The 19,684-nt window shown below is 39.4% G+C and carries 14 protein-coding genes; 1 reads left to right on the top strand and 13 read right to left on the bottom strand.

What is annotated here, in order from left to right; genetic code table 11:
- Window positions 1-97: 97 nt before the first annotated feature.
- Window positions 98-4,720 (bottom strand): RICIN domain-containing protein, encoded by a 4,623-nt coding sequence (locus ACH9UM_RS02465; protein WP_227077137.1) that lies wholly within the window; start codon window positions 4,718-4,720, stop codon window positions 98-100.
- 60 nt (window positions 4,721-4,780) lie between these two features.
- On the bottom strand, window positions 4,781-5,374 hold the full coding sequence (locus ACH9UM_RS02460; RefSeq protein WP_227077136.1) for a hypothetical protein: 594 nt from the start codon (window positions 5,372-5,374) through the stop codon (window positions 4,781-4,783).
- Between the two features lie 217 nt (window positions 5,375-5,591).
- Here ACH9UM_RS02460 and ACH9UM_RS02455 point away from each other — a divergent pair, with 217 nt between their 5' ends.
- Window positions 5,592-6,536, top strand: a complete 945-nt coding sequence (locus tag ACH9UM_RS02455; protein WP_009243765.1) for a DDE-type integrase/transposase/recombinase — start codon at window positions 5,592-5,594, stop codon at window positions 6,534-6,536.
- A gap of 68 nt (window positions 6,537-6,604) precedes the next feature.
- Here ACH9UM_RS02455 and ACH9UM_RS02450 read toward each other — a convergent pair whose 3' ends face one another.
- From ACH9UM_RS02450 to ACH9UM_RS02400, 11 genes are all read right to left on the bottom strand, one after another.
- Complete coding sequence (locus ACH9UM_RS02450) at window positions 6,605-8,422, bottom strand: sulfatase-like hydrolase/transferase (protein WP_004846584.1); 1,818 nt, start codon at window positions 8,420-8,422, stop codon at window positions 6,605-6,607.
- 313 nt (window positions 8,423-8,735) lie between these two features.
- Window positions 8,736-10,280, bottom strand: a complete 1,545-nt coding sequence (locus tag ACH9UM_RS02445) for an LCP family protein (protein ID WP_004846585.1) — start codon at window positions 10,278-10,280, stop codon at window positions 8,736-8,738.
- A 61-nt stretch (window positions 10,281-10,341) separates the two neighbouring features.
- Window positions 10,342-11,253 carry a sugar phosphate nucleotidyltransferase gene (locus tag ACH9UM_RS02440; RefSeq protein WP_004846587.1) on the bottom strand — a complete coding sequence of 304 codons (912 nt, stop codon included), beginning with the start codon at window positions 11,251-11,253 and terminating at the stop codon, window positions 10,342-10,344.
- Between the two features lie 37 nt (window positions 11,254-11,290).
- Window positions 11,291-11,563, bottom strand: a complete 273-nt coding sequence (locus tag ACH9UM_RS02435; RefSeq protein WP_009242823.1) for an HPr family phosphocarrier protein — start codon at window positions 11,561-11,563, stop codon at window positions 11,291-11,293.
- An 86-nt stretch (window positions 11,564-11,649) separates the two neighbouring features.
- On the bottom strand, window positions 11,650-12,942 hold the full coding sequence (locus ACH9UM_RS02430; RefSeq protein ID WP_009320760.1) for a YbbR-like domain-containing protein: 1,293 nt from the start codon (window positions 12,940-12,942) through the stop codon (window positions 11,650-11,652).
- Window positions 12,939-13,802 carry a diadenylate cyclase CdaA gene (gene cdaA / locus ACH9UM_RS02425; protein ID WP_004846591.1) on the bottom strand — a complete coding sequence of 288 codons (864 nt, stop codon included), beginning with the start codon at window positions 13,800-13,802 and terminating at the stop codon, window positions 12,939-12,941. The genes ACH9UM_RS02430 and cdaA overlap by 4 nt, the downstream gene beginning before the upstream one ends.
- Before the next feature lie 32 nt (window positions 13,803-13,834).
- Complete coding sequence (locus ACH9UM_RS02420; RefSeq protein ID WP_004846593.1) at window positions 13,835-14,893, bottom strand: hypothetical protein; 1,059 nt, start codon at window positions 14,891-14,893, stop codon at window positions 13,835-13,837.
- Window positions 14,894-14,895: 2 nt separating this feature from the next.
- The gene (locus tag ACH9UM_RS02415) at window positions 14,896-15,333 is read right to left on the bottom strand and encodes a hypothetical protein (RefSeq protein WP_004846594.1); all 438 of its coding nucleotides are present in this window, start codon (window positions 15,331-15,333) and stop codon (window positions 14,896-14,898) included.
- 57 nt (window positions 15,334-15,390) lie between these two features.
- Entirely contained in the window at window positions 15,391-16,077 is a 687-nt protein-coding gene (locus ACH9UM_RS02410) for a ComF family protein (RefSeq protein ID WP_227182371.1), read from the bottom strand.
- A complete protein-coding gene (locus ACH9UM_RS02405; protein ID WP_009242826.1) occupies window positions 16,071-18,299 on the bottom strand; it encodes an ATP-dependent RecD-like DNA helicase in 2,229 nt (742 codons plus the stop codon). The genes ACH9UM_RS02410 and ACH9UM_RS02405 overlap by 7 nt, the downstream gene beginning before the upstream one ends.
- 125 nt (window positions 18,300-18,424) lie before the next feature.
- Window positions 18,425-19,414: a rod shape-determining protein gene (locus ACH9UM_RS02400; protein ID WP_004846599.1), complete on the bottom strand. Its 990-nt coding sequence runs from the start codon at window positions 19,412-19,414 to the stop codon at window positions 18,425-18,427.
- Between the last annotated feature and the right edge of the window lie 270 nt (window positions 19,415-19,684).

The following is a 19,684-nucleotide window of genomic DNA, read 5'->3' as shown; positions in this document are numbered from 1 at the left end:
CCTTTTAAAATTTCAAGCATTTCACAAGCATAGAAAGGAAAGATCCAATTTAAAAGAGCATTCCATTTTTTCTCCGATTTGGAATGCTCTGATTTCATCAATATTTCTTCATTGGAAGAATATATAGTTTTACAATATTATTTCCATAATTTTTAGCTGTCGCCCATCCATATCCATTTGGATTTTCTTTTTGTCCCAACCACTGCACATATTCTGCGCTTCCACGTTTCACATATTGAAAACGTGGATCTACAACAGGCTGTTTCAATGCTTCTTTTGAAGCATATGCCTTCAGATGCTGAACATGAGCTCTGATTCCAATCCGAATAGAATCAAATTTTGCTCCTGATGATCCCCCGCCAATAGCTCCTATCCCAGCAAAATTATATTGATCTTTCTTAACATCTCCACCGAACTTCAAAAACCCAGTTTCCATCATTGCCTGTGCAAAAGCGACCTCTGCTTTTACGCCTTCTACTTCACTTTCCTCCTTATATATCTGACAGAACTTCTCTATTGTAGGCGCTTCGCTCACATTACTGTATGGATATGATACCGTCGCCTTATTTTTATAAAACTTAACCATTTGAGAAACAGACACATTTGTTTTACCCATAATAGAGTACAACGTTTTTTCTGTTTCTAAAAGTGTCCATTTTTGGGCTGTCGATTGATTAAAAGTATAAGTTTGAACATTTGTCCCTGCTGCTGCAGATGCAGATGTAACATCTAATACAGTACCCAATTTTGACTGTATATAATATTTACCATCTCCCGCATCCACAAATCTCCAAAGCTGAGCATCAGAGCCGTTCCACGAATACTGCCATACATTTGCACCTGCTGTTCTTGATCCATTTGCCACATCCAATACTTTTCCGGATAATTTTGACTCTATCTTATAATATCCGTCAGACACTTTCTCAATCTCAAATTCTTGTGCCTCCGTGTTATTTATATTATAGATCCAAATATTTCCAAAATTTGCTTTAGAACCATTGGCGATATCTAAAGTTTTCGATGAACTTAACGCTGTCTGAATCGTATATATTCCTTCCGGAACTTCGATCGAATCATATTCTTTTTCCAAATGCCATTTCTGTGCCAAACTACCGTTTGCTGTATACGTCCAAATATTTGTATATGGTGCATACACAGCGCTCCAAATATCAAGAACTGTACCTGTTTTGGATCGAATATAATACCCCTCGCTTGTACTCACAAATTTCCAAAGCTGTGTATCTGAATTTGCAACCCATTTTTTTTGCACTACATTCACACCCGCTTTTCGCGTATCATTTTCTACTGTCAGTGCTTTTCCCGAATGCTCGGCAATAATTTTATAATATCCTTTTCCCACATAGGAAATATTAAACCGCTGTGGCTTCGTGCCATTATAATAATACAACCATACATTCGCACCATCCACTTTAGAAGCATTCGCTACATCTATAGTGTATTCAGATTCTTTAGAACTTCTTAATGTATATTTTCCATCTTTCACCGGCTGATAAGTAGATGCTTCAAATTTCCATTGTTGTCTTTTACCGCTCTCCAGATAACTCATCTGTACATTCATCCCTGATGAAGCTGTATTTCCACTAATGGAAAGAAATGTTCCCAGTTTCGACTGTAAATAATATCCACCGTCTTCCGCCTTGATAATCCTCCAAAGTTGTGCTTCTGATCCATTCCATGAATACTGCCATACATTCGCACCCTGCTTCTTGGATCCGTTTGCTACATCTAAGGACTTTCCGGACTTTTCAGAAAGAATCTGATAATATCCATTTCCCACATAATATAGTTCAAATCTCTGTGCTGATGTATTATTGGAGGCATACATCTGGATATTTGCATAATCTGTTTCCACCGCAGACGCTATATCTAAAACCTGCTTACTGTTTGTTGCATTTGATATCGTATATGTTCCGTTCTCAAGAGGTCTTTCATCAATCCCATCTTTTCCCGATTCCAGTTTCCATTTTTGCGCGTCACTTCCATTCGCCGTATACATTTGAATATTTGTTCCTTCGGCGATAATTCCACTAAAAATATCTACAACTGTTCCCAATTTTGATTTTATGTAATAACTTCCATCCGAATTAACGATAAACTTCCAAAGTTGAGCGTTACTTCCGTTCCATGAATATTCCCACAAATTTGCGCCTGGTTCACTCGATGCATTTGCCACATCCAAAGATTTTCCTGATTGAACCGATAAAATTTGATAATATCCGGCTCCCATATACTTTATATCGAACATCTGATTTTTCGCACCCACATATGTTCCAAGCGTAGCATTTTGTCCGTTAATCGAAATTACATTCTCAGAAAATTTTGCATTTGAAATAACATACCTTCCATTTGCAACAGGTGCATTCTCCGCTTTTTTCAGCACCCATTTCTGGATATTATTTCCATTCACCTGATCCATACATACATTCGTTCCCGAAACCACATTCGATGTTGCTAACCCTATTGTTGTTCCTAATTTTGATCTTATATAATATGTTCCGTTATCTGCTTTTACAAATTTCCAAAGTTGAGCATCACTGCTATTCCATGCATATTGCTGCAAATTCGCATTTTTCTTCTCAGATCCATCTAAAATATCTAAGCTTTTTCCCGAGTGTTCTGCCACGATCTTATAATATCCGTTTCCGACATATTCCACTTCAAATCTCTGTGCCGAAATATTCTTCAGACTATCTAATTCAACATTGGCGAAATTATCTGATGATTCTTTTGATACTGTAAGAACTTGATTTTTATTTACACTATTTGCAATCGTATATGTACCGTTTTCTATCGTTTTATTATCAGCTTTAGTCAATTTCCACTTTTGAGCATTGCTTTGATTACAAGTATATGTCCATACTGTATTCCCATCGCTTGTCACTCCCGAGTGTATATCTATACAAGTATTCAACGCTGACATAATATAATATGTTCCGTTTCCCGCATCAATAAAACACCATTTTTGTGCTTCTAAAGCACTATTTCTCTCTCTTTGTTCTATATACGCGTAACCTGCTTTTCCATCTCCAACTGCTTGCAACGCTTTTCCCGAATGCTCAGCAATGATATTATAATAACCATTTCCGATACTAACTATTTCAAATCGTTGTGAAGAAATATTTTCTTTTTTTGTGGATAAAACTGTTCCCGCTCCTGAAGTGAAAAGATCATTGCTTATTTTAATACCTTTTCCTGATGCCAATACACTATCCAAGGTGTACGTTCCCTCCGGAACATTAACTCTTACTCCCATTTTTTGCAATCCGAGATATCTTGCAATCCCTGTAGCGTCTGCAACTCCAAGCTTTTTAAGTCCTGATTCCGTTTTCAAAAAATTATTTACATCACTACCATTTGAAAGGAATGCATGTTCTACAATAAGTCCCGGAATTCCATGTTCTTTACAATGAATCTGAACAGAAAAATAGTCTGAAATAGAACCATCCGGATATTTTTCATTAATTGTAGTATCTTTACTGTATACAGACCGTCTTCCTAATCCGATTGCCACAAGCTCATCTAAAATTGCTTCTCCTAATTTACGACCTGCCGCACCCACTTCTGCTTTCCAACTATTATTAGGCACAATTACTTCTGCTCCACTTGCAGCTGACGATACAGAAGAATTAAGATGAAAGCTAACAAATATTTTAGCTCCTGCATTTACAGCCGCTTTTACGCGATCTTCCATACACGTAATTCCCGGCTTATTGTAAGGACACGCAGCACCTGTGCGTGTCATATATACTGTAACACCTGCATATTGCTCAAGTTCCTGTTTACAGTAATTGGCAATCTTTAATGTTAAGTCTTCTTCCCTTAATCCATACCCTTGTGCTCCCGCATCATTTGCATCATGCCCCGGGTCTAACGCGACCACAATATTTCCCGATTTTGCATCAGAAGCGTTCCCATAAGTACTTACCGTATTCATTCGATCTGCACTGACTACCTCCAATGCTTCTGCTATATTATCTTGTGCTTCTGCAACTCCATTTTCATCTATTGTTACAACCGAAGTTTCTACACTCGACTCTTCTTCAGAAAATTGACCTTCAACCGGTTTTAATTCTTCAATCCCTTCATATTCGGTATCCACACCAAATTCAGCTTTGACCCCGATATCATCAAGTGCAATTTTCTTTTCTTCTGCACTACTTTTTATAAGAAGATTTGTTGCTTTATAAATTCCCGCTGATACACCCTGCGCATATTCTTTTTCAAACAGATATAACGTTCCCGACTGTTTTGCGAGATTCCATTCCTCTTGATTACCTTCTTCATCCTCGATCATTAAGGCTATTGTTTCTGCCCCTGTAATTTCTTTATCAAATGAAAACACAATTCTTTGTGTACCGGGAGTTTGTACATAGGGACTTTCAATATACACAAAGTTCACTTTCCCATAAGTAATCCCTATTTTTCCACTTTCTACTTCTTGCTCTGTTCCTTCAGTGGCATCTGTATTAACAGAAGACTGATCTTCATTTAGTCCATCTTCTGTTTTATTCTGATTTTGATTCTGTGTATTATCCTCTTCAGTAAATTGTTTACCCCCATCTTCTATACTCGCTGACTGATTTTCTTCTATTCTATCTCCATAGTTTTCCGTTCCGTAAACAACATTCATCGAAACATTTCCTGTAAGCATACTGGCAAACAAGATTCCTGCAATTATCTTTTTTATTTTTCTCTTCATACTTCTCTTGTATATCTCCTTACTCGCTTTTCTTCTTATACTATTTCTTTAATCTCAATTTCAAAATGACATTATTCCGCTATAACCGTCATAATTAGCTCCATGTGATGTTTGCAAAACTTTTCCTTCTTCAGTCAGTTTTATTCCATCACAGTCATATGTCTCAAGATATGTATTAATAATGCATCCTATAATCTGTATTTCACCGGTTGTTCCCATACTTCGTATGTATTCTCCGGTTGCAGCATTAAAATCCAGATCGATCAGATGTGTTTCTTCATTTACTTTAAAACTTAACAGCTGACAACCTTCCGTCAAAATTCCGTTTTCCTGAAGAGCCTTCCATATATCATATTCCGTTTTAACTGTAATGGTTTTTCCCATTATCTCTCCGGTTATGTCATCAACATAATAAACTCTGGCTTCCCTTGAATTTTCGTCTTCATCCTCATCTTCTTCAACCTTTTTATTCTCATCTGCTTCTTCATCTTTTTTATTGAAATCTTCTGCATCTTCTTTTTTATCTAGATTTTGTTCTATTTTCGTATCGTCTTTATCTTCATCGTCTTTATTTGCACAACCTGCCATAATAAAACAAGATATTCCAAGCAATAAACTTATTATCACTACCGATAAGCATCTTTTCTTCTTCATATTGTCACACTCCTCTTATTCACCTTATTAAATACTACTTACTAATAATAACAAAAACAAAGTTTCTTTACAATTACAAGTTTTTCCATTGCAAAAAGGATTCCTGTAGGATTACAATACATGTGTTACAACTGAATAATTAAAAAGCGGAAATACCTTTTCTGTGTTATGCTTTAAGCTACCAAACCTAAACATTTAAGAAAGGAAGTATTCCCGCATGGCAAGTATAACACAAGATATGAGGTATCGTCTATCCTTGATCCGTTTCGCCGAAAAATATGGTGTCTCAAAAGCAGCAATTAAATATAAGACAAACCGCCAGTATATTTATCGTTGGAAGCGCCGCTATGACGGCACAATAGAGTCTCTCCGCGATCGTTCACGCCGTCCCCATCACCATCCCAATCAGCATACACCTGAAGAAATCAAGCTGATCCAAGATATGCGTAGGCGCAATCCCCATTCTGGTCTGGTTGTCTTTTGGGTCAAACTTATGCAGCGCGGTTATAAACGTTCCATCCCAGGATTGTATCGTTTTCTGAAGAAACAGGGAATCTTGGCTCAAAAACTTCCGAATCCCAAATATATTCCGAAGCCTTATGAGCAGATGAAATATCCCGGACAGCGTATCCAGGTCGATGTGAAATTCGTTCCTGCATGTTGTCTTGTCAATAATGCGAAAGGAAAGAAATTCTATCAGTATACCGCCATTGATGAGTACTCCCGCTGGCGGTATGTGGAAGCTTTTGAAGAACACAGCACCTATTCATCCGCACAGTTCCTCAAGCATCTGATCCAACGCTTTCCTATGCCAATCGAATGCGTTCAGACAGACAACGGCGTGGAGTTTACAAAGCGCTTTTCCACTTCCGGCAAAGAAACATTGACTTTATTCCAACGGACTTTAAAAGAACTTGGCATCCAGCATAAACTGATCCGACCCTTTACACCACGTCATAACGGAAAAGTGGAACGCAGCCACCGCAAGGATAATGAACGTTTTTATACCTCGCATACTTTCTATTCCTTTGAGGATTTTTCCAAGCAGCTTCAAACCTATAACCGTAGGGATTATAACCAGTTTCCCATGAGACCTCTGGGGTGGAAATCACCACAAACTGTTCTGAGGGAATTTATTGATCGGGGTGTAACATATGTTTGACAAACCTACAAAGTTTTTCCATTGCAAAAAGGATTCCTCCATTTAAGGAAGAATCCCCTTGTAGCTTCTTATTCTACTTTACATTCAGTACTTCCTATTACATATTCTACATCTGTAAATTCTACTGCCCGAACATCAATATAATATTTCCCTTTTGCATTATTGAATAAATCCATTTTTATACTTACTTCATATTGATTATCACTAATTTTTTCAGCCTCTATCCACTGTAAGTCTCTTTGACCTTCTTCTGTCCACACCGCCAAAACAATCGTCTTTAACTTTTCTTTTATTGCAGGATTTATTTCTTCTATATTTACTTTTATAGAATCTGATCCTACTTCTGCTTCAATACAAGCTCCTTCCATTTTTCCTCCTCTAATTAGTACAGTTTCATTATTTTTATCTATTCCTGAAACTTTTTGTAAAAATTCAGATTTCTTTTTCAGCTCTGCTTTTAACTCCTCTTCTCCAACGCTTTCCATTAATGTCAACTCTTCTGAAAATAAATTCGTTCCAAGTCCTAATCTGTTTCCTTCTATTTTGACGCCCATTGCAGCCAGTGTTGTAGGAAAATTATCCATTGTTGTATATGTTCTCTTCATATTATTTACCGGATTAACAGCAGAATTAATATACGCCGTATATGTTCTTCGATCATACTTTCCTTCTTCATCTACTTTTACACAAAAGTCACTGTCCATTGTCAAGTGATCCCCCGATAATACGATTGTCGTATTATCATAAAACGGCTGTTGTTTTACCCACTCAATAAACTCATAAACTTGTTTACTTGAACACGCCATAACATTTGCATACTGATCCCCATAATCATTCGGACATTTTTCACACATATATCCATCTTCAAAATGTGTATCTACCGTAAGCATTGTAAGATTAAAAGGTTCTTCTTGCCGGGAAAGCTCCGTACATTTTTCTTTTGCAAACTCAAACAACTTTTCATCTTCATATCCCCACCAGACTTTATAATCAGAAGGTATCTTAGAATTTTCTATTGCATAATCATAGTCATCCAGAAAATAATCTCCATGCTCTGAAAAATATACTTTTCTCCCGCCAAATTCAGCTTTTGATCCGATAAGCAGTGTTTGAGAATACCCCTGTTCTTTTAATATATCTCCCAAAGTCGTAATACCCGGGAAGAAATGTTCCTGCGTATCCATATCATTCGCATCTATGCTTGTTTTTAACGGAAGTCCCGAAGTCTGTGCAAACATTCCTGCCATTGTCCACGTAGTTCCTTCTACTGTATGGCCACCGTTAAGATCTGTTGTTTCTCCCGAGAAGTCTTCATTTTCTTGTGCAAGCTTCGTCAACTCCGGAATATAATTTTCCGTAAACGCACCGCCGTTGTTTTCATCTGCATATGTTGTTTCCATAGATTCCAAATAAATATAAATAAGATTTCTTTTTTGCTCAGGAAATTCTAAATCTATATTTTTCGGATCTGCATAATTTTCTTCTATAAAATTAGATTTTGCAAATTGATTATATAAGTATTCTCCTATTCCTGCTTTTTCCCATGCTATATACAAAGAAACCACAATCGCACCCATTGAAAAGAATATTCCCGTTATAACAAAACAAACATAATACTTTGTTTTTCTTTTAAAAAATAAAAGCACAGAAAACAAAATTAAAACAAGAAGCATTGGTACAATACACTGTACTATATATTCTATAATCATATCCTGATTGGCACCACTTAAAGGTTCCGTGAGATGGAATACCAATTCATCTACTGCCAAATTAGGCCATGTTTTAAACATCCACCGAACGCTAAATCCTAATAATATCGCTAATCCTACCATTACAACGGATATAGCTGTTCCTAAATATTTAATCATTTTTTGAAACTTCTGCATTTTTGCACCTCTAAAATATGTATATTATTAATTTTTCTTTAATTTTCTTTTAAATTCTTTATTAGTTTAACTTTTTGTAAAATCAATGTCAACTGATTTTTACATATATAGATACAACCACTACCACCACTTTTTAGCGCCATACTATTTACATATCATTTCATAATTTCTTTCCACGTACTCAAGATAACAAAAAACAGAGCTTTCTACAGTTATCTATTCCACGCCTGTAAACAGCTCTGCTTTTCATCTATTTCTTTTATAATTCAAATATAACAGTAACGTTATTTCTATGCATTCTTTATAATCAGTATTAATTCAACGCCTCTCCGCTTTCAAGACTTCCGCCTTCTTCCACGATATTCGCCAATTCAACAATACTGTTCACAACTTCTTCATCAGGATAGAGCACATATAAAGGCATGTCCGGCACAGAGTAGCAATAATCCTCCCCATCTGTTCCGCTTGCCGCCACAGACTGAATTGTCCATTTTGCCCCTGACTTAAGCTGGCTTTTCACAAGAGAATTCAGCTGTCCCTGTGAAATGTTTGTCTCTACATCCTGACTCACTTGATTAATGATCGAATTTGCTTTCAAAAGCATCGTCGGTGAAAGCACTTTTTTAAGCATAGCTGTTATAACAGCCTGTTGGTTCTTACCTCTTTGATTGTCTCCGCCTTCCAATGCATGCCGTTCCCTGCTGAAAGCAAGCGCTTGTTTTCCGTCAAAATGATTTATTCCTTGCTGTACTTCCATCTCATAACCGGATTCCCATCCTGTCGTAAATGCATATTCCGAGTAAACATCTACTCCTCCTAAGATATCTACAATCTCAATAAGGGAACTGAAGTTTAATCTTACATAATAGTTAATATCCGTTTCATACAACGCACCGAGCGTTTCCATGGACACATCTATTCCATATGTTCCGGCATGTGTCAGCTTATCGTTCATTCCATCGGATATTCCGGGTATCGGAATATAATAATCTCGCGGTGTCGTAATCAGCAAAATCTGATGCGTCGTCGGATTTACGACTGCAATGATATTCACATCACTTCGTATGGAATCACGGTCATCGTCCGCATCGTCTCCGTATGTATCAATTCCGCTAATATACACAGTAAATGGCTTTTTAGTCAAACTGTCGTCTTTTGCCGAACCTCCGAAATCAAACTTCGTTTCAATCTCGTGCTTATAAATGATCCGGATCTGATCGTTGTAGCCTTCAACAGCATTTTCCATCAATTCTGTATAAGACTGATTGTATATAATTGCGTCCACTTCTCCCGAAATAAGCGCCTCTGCCTGTTCCTGAACAGACTTGTATTCTGTTGTGGATATATCTCCGATCTGATCCTGAATATCCATAACAGCAGCTTTCATGTTCTCAGCTCCGGTATTAAATTGAACTCCGAACTCGTAATCGGATGCATCCTCCAATGTTTCTGCCGGATCATCTTTTAAAACAGCCACTACCATCTTATCAACTTTTGAACCGCCGCTTGTAATTGCCGCGATCATATCATTTGTCTTTGCAATGTAATATGTGCCCACAGCTAAAACAGCAATCAGAAGAATACTGTATACTTTTCCCGTCACTCCTTTTTTCTTTCTAACTGCCTGTGTCGTAAATGTAATGCACCACAAAAAGAAAAGGATCAGCGCGGCAAGCGCCAAATATTTCAAAGGAAGCATATCAAGCAGTACGAGTACTCCCATAAATGCCGCACTCATAATAACCTGCAAAATCAGACAGAATTTTCCGAAACCATTTTTTCTGGATCTCTCCGCATATTTTCCCTTAATTTGATTTTTTCGTCCGGTATTTCCGGTCGGTTTTTGTTTCTTTGACATTTCAGCAATTCCTTTTTCCGTTTTTCAAATGTACGGTTTTTTATGTGTACCCTGTTCAGCCTTACAGCTTGTCCGGATAAATTCCTTTATCTATCAGACTTTTCACGGCTTCCACAACCGTTTCACGGTCTTCTTTGTATGTCACTCCAAACCATTGATCTTCAGACTTCAACACTTTTACGCTCACAGTTCCTTCTTTCAGCAGTTCGCCTATAATCGTCGGAAGTAAGTATTCAGCTTTCAAATCTTCCATATCTGTTTTATTTAAAAACTGTTCAAATCCGTTCTTTAATATTGCAAAAAATTCCGGCGTTAATCCCCACATATTCATAGATACCGGAGAGTCTGCATCGTACTCTGTTTCAATATCGCCTTCCCGAACAACCGCTTTATCTCCGTCTTTTTCTATATTATGTGTTTCAATGATCTCCTGAAGCATTCCGTTTTCATCAACACGACAAATTCCTCTTGTCACACCGCCGTTTTCACTTAAGGTATTTTTCAATACAAATCCAACCATACAAACCTGTATTTTATCAGCAGAGGGAATACTTGTCAAATAAGAGTACGCTTCTTTAAAAGCGCTCTTGCCGTAATAATCATCCGCATTAATTACAAGAAACGGTTCAGAAACAACATCTTTACAACACAAAATTGCCTGACCTGTTCCCCACGGTTTTGTTCTTCCTACAAACTTTTCGGCATATTCTGCCGGAATATCCGAAACTTCCTGATAGGCATACGCAACTTCAACCTTCTGTGCGATCCGATTTCCGATTACTTCTTTAAAATCTTTCTCCAGATCTTTCCTTATAACAAACACAACTTTATCAAATCCGGCCTCTATCGCGTCATAAACGGAGTAATCCATTATGATCTCTCCGTTCGGTCCTATAGGGGCAAGCTGTTTAATTCCCCCTCCGAATCTGCTCCCTATTCCTGCCGCCATTATAACCAATGTCGCTCTGCTCATCTTTTTCTCCTCTTTCTTCAATCACACGATATTATATTCAAATAAGTTCATTTTCTACAACTCGGATCATCTCCTGTAAAGCTTCTTCTTCATCTTCGCCTTCACAGATGATTTCTATTTCATCTCGATCTTTAATACACGCCCCAAGTACGCTGAGTACACTCTTGGCATTTGCAGTTACATTTTCATTTTTTGTAATTTTCTGAACTGTGATTTTGCTCTCGAACTGAATCGCAGCTTTACAGAATGTTCCTGCAGGTCTCAAATGCAGTCCTGTAGGATTATCGATCACTATTTTTTTTCTTACCATTATTCCGTCTCCCTTTATGCTGCTGCTTTTTCTCTGTTTTCGCCTACTTTCCATTCATAACAGCCATCTTCCGTTCCAAAAGCAGCTTACTGTCCTTTTTGTTCTGTATTCGTATCGCTTTCGTTGCCGCCTTCCTGCTCTTTCTCCGCAACAGTAAGCTGAACTGTCACTTTCTTCATCAATGTAATTCCTTCCGGAATATCCACATCTACATGCACATCATATACTCCCGGCACTACATATGCAGACATATCCACAGAAACCGCATTGCTGATATCCAGCATTTCCAATGCTTTCTGATCACCGCTAAAACGAAGCGCTATCTCCGCATCCGGCTCATAAGATACTTGCAGACCCTCTGCCAGATTATTGATCTGGATCGAACTTACCATAAAATTGATCGTTCGCGTTCCTTCTTCTTCCACCATTGCAGTAACTGTTATATTGGCAGTTTTCTCATCTACCAGCTGAACTCCTTCCGGCAGATATTCTGAGATATTGACAGATTTCTGAATCGGTTGTGAAGCTCCGCTGACATCAATAACAGGAACATCTATTTCCTCAATTTTATCGACCACATCTTTTTCCCCGTAAATCTGAACAGTTTCCGGTTCACTGCTGTACCCTGTATACTTATAGCCTTCTGCCGGAGTTCCCGAAACACTGAGTGAAATCGGAACGCTCTTGATCTTTAACACTTCAACAGACACAGTAATGCCGCCCTCGCCAAGATTATTTCCCAGCCGTGTCTGACTGATCGGGTTGCCGCTGATATCATACAACCCAAGTTTTGCTGTCTCCTCGCTGTCCTTTGCCAATCCCTCTACATCAATAAGAGCAACCGCCCGATCAATCTGGTCAAGGATCGACTCCGGTCCTGTGATCGTCACTTTATCCGGATTAACCGTCATATCACCTAAAATATACCCATCTCTTACTTTAGAATCCCCTGTGCTTACCGTAAGGGAAAGGACTTTCTTTCCCGATTTTTCTCTCTGTATCTGAAGATTTCTCGGCGCCGCCTCCGCAGATTCATATTTTCCGGCATAATTCGGTATGGAAATCTTGATCGGAACAAGTCCTGTACTTGTATCCATCTCCTTTATATCCGCTGTCGCGACAATATCTTCTTTTGTCAGTTTCTGCCGCACTTGTCTTGTCGCCGATACAACAACACTTACTTTTTCTTCCCCAAGCACCTGATAGGTATCGCCTGCCGATAAAATAATATCCTCATTTATAATCGTTACCGGAACCTCGCTGAAAGTCTGTGTACTTACGGGATTATCAAGATTCACAACAATAAGCCATAAGAACGCCGCAAAAATAACCGCTATGATCTTTAATCCCAAATTATCCGTAAACTTATATTTTTTCATTTTCTGCGCCATCCTTTCCGCAAGAAAAACCGCTTTGACTCGGCATTTCTATACTGAATCTGACTAAGACGCTTTCTCAATTCTTCCCTTGTAATCCCTCTGTCAAGCTGACCGCCCATAGCTACGGAAACAAGACCTGTTTCCTCCGACACCGCGATTACAAGAGCATCACATACCTCACTCATTCCCAAAGCCGCCCTGTGCCTCGTTCCGAGATCTTTGCTGATGCGCATATTATCAGAAAGAGGAAGGTAACATGTAGCCGAAGTAATCCGGTCTCCTCGTATAATAATCGCTCCGTCATGAAGCGGTGTATTATGTTCAAATATATTGATCAAAACCTGAGGTGACACCTTACAGTCCAATTCAATTCCGGTCATTTCATATTCTGTAAGCTGAATCGCCTGCTCTACTACGATCAAGGCTCCTGTACATACTTTTCCCATTTCAAAACATGCCGTCACTATACCTTCTGCTGTCTGATCAGAAAAACGTTCATTCTCTCTGTTTTTATCAAACGGATTAATATTGCTAAGCAGGTTTTTCTCTCCGAGTTTTTCAAGCGCACGACGCAGTTCCGGCTGAAACACCACTACAGCCGCAATAGCCAGTACGTTGATCGACTGCGCCGCCAAATACAAAATCGTATGCATCTGAAAAATCCATGCCAAAAGAATAAATACCCCCAGCATAATAATTCCTCTAAGAAGCATCCACGCTTTTGTATTCTTGATCCAAAGCATGATCTCATACACGATTACGGCAACGATCAGTATTTCGATCACATCTTTAATATGGATGTTAGGAAAATACATTCCATTTGTATAATTGTCTAAAATACTTTTTATCCAATCTAACATACCGTAATCACCACCTTACCGTTTACTTCGATTTACTCCGGTCTTTGTTTTTCCAAACCGAGTTCTTTACTCAAACTTCTTGTCAAAAGAATATCATCCGCATCATTCTCTGTATTTATATTGTTCAAATCCGCATCTTCTCTGATCACCGTCGTTTCCTGAGGCTGGTTTTCAGTAATCCGTTTTACCTTCTTTTCCGGAACGGCTACTCCGACTTTAGGAACGGCTTTTACATAATAATAGTATTCATCATCCTCAAACTGGATATTCTCCGTACGAGAATAATCTACGGAAAAGAAAAGAAGTTCCAGCACAAGTCCTGTCACCGCGCCAAGAACCGCGCTCAATATAATTTCTATATAAGATATATTTGTACTTAATACAATATTACCTGCCGCTGAAACAACAACCGTTACTGCCGCTCCCGCTGCCGACGCAATTTTCCAAGAATGATCCACACCTCTTGTACGGACAAAATTCACAACAAGAATTCCTATCGTCACTGCCATGACCATAAGCCACATTTCTTTACTTGCAAGCACTTGCTTTGTAAAACTCATCAAATTAGCCGCTATACCGGATGCATCTGCCTCCTTTAGCGCTGCCGCGGATACTTTCACATAATCTGTCATATAATAGGTGATAATTCCGCATGATGCAGGAACAATCCACACCGGCGATCCAAGCAGACCGAATGCAATCGGGATTACAAACGGGATTTTCAAACTAAACGCAAGTCCCGAAATCAACACAAGCCATGCTTTTTTCGGGGTAAAACGAAAATAGAAAATATACATTAAAATAAAAATGACGAGCGCCACAAGCGCAATCGGAAGCGACAACGCATAAAAATGTGCGAGTATCAATGCTGTCGCCGCTAAAACGGTAATTGTCATCGGAAGAAATGTACAGATCACTGCCAATCCCAATGTGCAAAAAACTGAAGATGCCGGCTTCATAAAACCTATGTTAGAGTTGATAACCCAAAACAAAACCAGCCCTGTCACAAACTGCAGCCCTTTTTGAATATAAATTGAATATAACGCATATATTCTCTGCAGCTTTTCTCTCCAAACAAGCAATGTACTCATGATTAATTTATCTCCTTCTTATTGTTGATCTTCTCGATTCTGGAAAGGTCTCTCAGATACTTTTTCACTCTCTGTTTTGCCTTGATATGCTTATTTTTATAAAAGCTTCCCGCACCGATTCCATATGCTATCAGCAGCGACACATAAGCGCCTATCGCCACCGCGGCAAAAACAAATAACTTTGCAAGCGTGATGCCTTCCATCGCAGCCTCTCCCCAACCGAGAAACAGCACTGCAACCGCCAATCCATAACCGACTGTGATCCAAATAAGCGTGACCCATGTATTTAAACTCGAATAATCTTTCTTATAATAGCTGCTGATCTTAAAATCTTCTTCTCCATAGTTTTTTTCATAAATAGCAGCCCGAGTCATCAAACGTATTTTCCTCTTATCTAACATGACGTCTTCCCGTCCTCCTATGTATTTTCCGAAATCCATATACTATATTCCAAATACGGTAAATAATTACATATGTATGATTATTATATCATATATTTAAATACCTTGTCCAATGCTTATAGTCAAAAAGTACACATTTTGCGCCCCTGCCTTTTTTAATATTTTTGCTGCCTGCTCTACTGTCGCTCCCGTTGTATAAATATCGTCGATCAGAAGCACATTCGCCACAGGTTTCCATCTTTCTGACAAAGCAAATGCATCCCTTAGATTTCCCATTCGTTCCTGCCTGTCCAACTTTTTCTGCGCCGTCGTTTTTTTCACTCGAAACAAAGCATCTGACACTAGAGACACTCCTGTCTTTTCCGACAAACATTTTGCTATAATCTCCGCCTGATTATACCCTCTTTTTCTCTTTCGAGATTTGTGCAGAGGAATGGGGATAATTTCCTCAATTCCCCATTTTATAACTTGATCTTTATAAGCTTGTGCCATTTCTGCCGCAAACAATTCTCCCCAACTGCGCTTATTATTATATTTGAATTTATATATCGCCGTTGATACCGGTTCTTTATGAAGCCACAAACTTCGCCCCTGGGTAATATGCGATGTTCTTTTTGCACAATCCGAACAATATTCTTTATATTCATCTTTTATCGGCTTCCCACATCTCATACATCTTGGCTGTCTGACGTATATAATCTTCTTTTTACACTCCGCGCAAACCCCTTCCGGCGAAATTTCCCCGCAGAAAGGGCATACTTTCGGATATAGCAGATTTAAAATTCTTGTATACGTTCCGCCAAACTTGTATACCGCGCCTGTTCGTTTTTGTTTTGTATCATTTCCTGAAATACTGCCTCACTCCCTACAATCGTCAAACATTTTTTTGCCCTTGTCACCGCAGTATACAACAGATTCCGGTTATAAAGAAGCTTCGGGCCCGGCAAAAGAGGAATGATAACTGCCGGATATTCGCTCCCCTGTGACTTATGTACGGTAATTGCATATGCCAGTTCCAGTTCTTCTGTCATATCAAACCCATATTTTACTTTTCGAGATTCGTCAAATTCTACCTCTATCGTTTCCGTATACTCGTTAATCTCTGTAATCACTCCCATATCTCCGTTAAACACACCGGTTCCTTTGTCTACCGTCAGACCGAATTTTGTAGATACTTCCCACTCGATTTGATAATTATTTTTAATCTGCATTACTTTATCGCCTTCTCTGAACAGCCTGCCGTTAATCTCACGCTGCGCCTTTTTCGGTTCTTCCGGATTCAAGTATTTCTGAAGGATTTCATTTAAACGTTCTACCCCAAGAAGTCCTTTTCTCGTCGGCGTCATAACTTGGATCTCGTTTTGATCTGCCCCTACATACTTCGGAAGCTTTTTCTGGATAAGCATGATCACAATACCTATGATCGTATCTGCATCCTGTCTTCGTAAGAAGAAAAAATCTCTGCTCTTATTATCGGGAATAACCGGCTCTCCTGCATTGATTTTATGTGCATTTACTATAATATCACTTTCTCCTGCCTGACGAAAAATACGAGTCAGTGTCACAACAGGAAACCGATGCGATGCAATGATATCTTTCAATACGCTTCCCGGTCCCACAGACGGAAGTTGGTCTACGTCTCCTACAAGTATCAGTCTTGTCCCCGGTATAACTGCAGACAAAAGCGCATGCATCAATGTCAGATCAACCATAGACATTTCATCAATAATAATCACATCCGCTTCAAGGGGATTCTGCCGATTTCTTAAAAATCCTCCCGAATTTTCCGCTTCTTCGGGATTTACATTCACTTCCAAAAGACGATGGATCGTCTGCGCCTCATATCCGGTAGCTTCTGTCATTCTCTTTGTCGCCCTTCCGGTTGGCGCTGCTAAAAGAATGCTCATCCCTTCGCTCTCAAAAAAACGGATCATTGTATTAATTGTCGTTGTTTTTCCCGTTCCCGGTCCTCCGGTCAACACAAGCAAACCGTGTTTGATCGACTCAATCACCGCTGTATGCTGCTTAGGATCCAATTTGATCTCTTCTGCCCGCTCCACTTTACAGAGCCGTCTTTCCATCATTTCCTCCGGCATATCACAATTTATATTCAAATCATGAAGCATTTTCGCCGTATTCAATTCCATATAATAATAATGTGCCGGGTAAATCCTGATTTCATTTTCATTTTTGTTTTCATTGACACATTCTTTCATAACCACTTTTTTCTCAATGCACAGATCCATCACATGCTTTTCTATATCGTCAATCTCCACTTCCAAAAGCGTTCTTGCACGACGTAAAAGTTCCTCCTGAGGAAGATAGATATGCCCTTCTCCTACTGCCTGCTGCAATGTATAAAACAGTCCGCTTTTAATCCGGTAATCGGAATCTGTATGGATTCCGATGCGTGCCGCAATCTCATCTGCGGTACGAAATCCGATCCCCTCAATATTATCCGCAAGTTCATACGGATTTTCTTCCATCACTTTGTATACACGCATACCATAATGATTATATATCTTTGCTGCCAATTTCGCAGAAATTCCATACTTTTGAAGATAGATCATTGCCTTTCGCAAATCCTTTTTATCTTCTAACTGTGATGAAATCTCTCTTGCTTTACGCTCGCTGATTCCTTTGATTTCGGCAAGACGCTCCGGTTCTTCTTCTATGATACGAAAAGTATCTTCTTTAAACTTCCTGACAATACGTCCCGCCAGAGCCGCCCCGATTCCTTTAACGGCTCCCGATCCAAGATACCGTTCTATGGATACGAGATCTTCCGGTTCTTTCACAACGTGAGACATTACCTTCAACTGATTTCCATACACACTATGAGTCACATACTCCCCCGTTATTTCCAACAGTTCCCCTTCTGTAATGTAATTAAAATTCCCCACACAGGTCACTTCTCCGTCATCATTTTCCAAATGAAACACTGTATATCCGTTTTCTGCATTCCGAAACACAATGTGACCTACATATCCCGTAACTTTTTCCACAGATCTTTCCTCTTTCCGTTATTGTTTTCCACAATATTTCGCTTTATATCCACATTATAACAGGGATGTGCCGTATTGCTCACATCCCTGCTCCTTCTCTCTCTTTGCCAAATCAGCTCTTCACGTCAGACTTCGCCCCGTCCGCTCATAAATTCAACAAATTGTCCTGTTCCGATCGCAACAACTTTCATCGGATCTTCCGCTGTCATCGTGTTAATGCCTGTCCTCTCCTCGATCAATTCCTCTAATCCGCGAAGCATAGAACCTCCGCCTGTCAAAACGATTCCACGGTCAAGTATATCTGCCGACAACTCCGGCGGAGTCTGCTCCAATACCGCTATCACAGCTTCAACAATCTGCCCGGTGGCTTCCCTCAAAGCCTCCTCTGTCTCCGAAGAAGTTACCGTAACAGTTTTCGGTAATCCTGTTACAAGGTTTCTTCCCCTAACCTCCATAGTCTCTTCCTCTACAAGAGGATATGTTGTTCCTATCTTTATCTTTATATCTTCCGCCGTTCTTTCACCGATCAGAAGATTATGTTTTTTACGCATATAACGGACGATTGCCTCATCAAAATCATCTCCCGCCACCTTAATCGATGTATTCACAACAGTGCCGCCCAGTGAGATTACCGCAATATCCGCAGTACCTCCGCCGATATCTACAATCATATTCCCACATGGCTTTGCAATATCAATTCCCGCGCCAATCGCGGCCGCTACAGGCTCTTCAATCAAGTGCACTTCCCGCGCACCTGCCGCATAAGTAGCCTCTTCTACCGCTTTCTTTTCCACTTCTGTGACACCACTGGGCACACAGATACTAATACGCGGTTTTTTGAATGTTCTCTTACCAAGCGACTTTCGGACAAAATATTTGATCATCTTTTCTGTCACTGTATAATCCGAAATCACGCCCTGCCTGAGAGGACGAACCGCAACGATATTCCCAGGCGTCCTTCCGAGCATCAGTCTCGCTTCTTCCCCGATCGCTTTGATTACATTCGTATCTCTGTCAAACGCGACAACTGATGGTTCTTTCAAAACGACTCCTTTGCCGCGGACATAGACAAGCACACTGGCTGTTCCCAGATCTATTCCGATATCTACCGACATATTCCATTCTCCCTTCTAAATCTTTATACTCTTTTCCCGCTGACATCTCCTCAAAAACGAAAATGTCTGTATCTCTCCCCAAACAGGTCTTATCATTCACATATTTCCAGACCGGATGATACCCCTGCATCCAATCTGCATTCTTTAGTATAATCGACTCAACAAAAAATGAAAACCCTTTTTTTTAATTACATGATACTTTTTACAACTTTTTTATAATTTTTATTGTAACAGTTCAGCCCTACAGTGTACGGAAAGCACAAAACATGC

The sequence above is a fragment of the Mediterraneibacter torques genome, assembly GCF_044591705.1.
GTDB classification, from domain to species: Bacteria; Bacillota; Clostridia; order Lachnospirales; family Lachnospiraceae; genus Mediterraneibacter; species Mediterraneibacter torques.
This window is presented reverse-complemented; position numbering and strand designations above follow the sequence as displayed.